Source organism: Achromobacter sp. ACM04 (assembly GCF_014851465.1).
Classification (GTDB): Bacteria; Pseudomonadota; Gammaproteobacteria; order Burkholderiales; family Burkholderiaceae_B; genus Achromobacter; species Achromobacter aegrifaciens.
The window spans coordinates 1-456 of the sequence record NZ_JACUZS010000020.1 but is presented as its reverse complement, the minus strand read 5'-3'; the positions used below and the strand labels follow the sequence as shown (position 1 = coordinate 456).

Genomic DNA, 456 nt, shown 5'->3' with positions numbered 1-456 from the left:
TTTACCAGAAGTAGTTAGCCTAACCGCAAGGGGGGCGATTACCACGGTAGGATTCATGACTGGGGTGAAGTCGTAACAAGGTAGCCGTATCGGAAGGTGCGGCTGGATCACCTCCTTTCAGAGCTTAGTGCTCGTGTTAAGCGTCCACTCTTATCGGTTGTTGTTGTAGCTGGAGTCAATATCATTGGCGCCGCGTAGAAGCTAACTCATAGCGCTGCATGCAGTGTTATGAGTTGGGTTTTACCCAACAGCTATATTTGTTCTTTAACAATCTGGAAGAAGCACAACGAAATGTGCTCATCGAGTAATCAGCTTGCTGATGAAGATGAGTACGGGTTGTGATTGCATTAATTTTGTTCCAAGTTCTCAAGACTGGGGTGAATAACCTCAGACTGCTTTGAAACTTATGAACGGCACAAACGCTAATACTCAGGTCCTATAGCCTACAGCGTTATA

General features: G+C 45.6%; 1 rRNA gene. It reads left to right on the top strand.

Annotated elements, in window-relative coordinates:
• Positions 1-118 (top strand): 16S ribosomal RNA (locus tag IB259_RS30875); the annotation flags it as partial.
• Positions 119-456 lie beyond the last annotated feature (338 nt).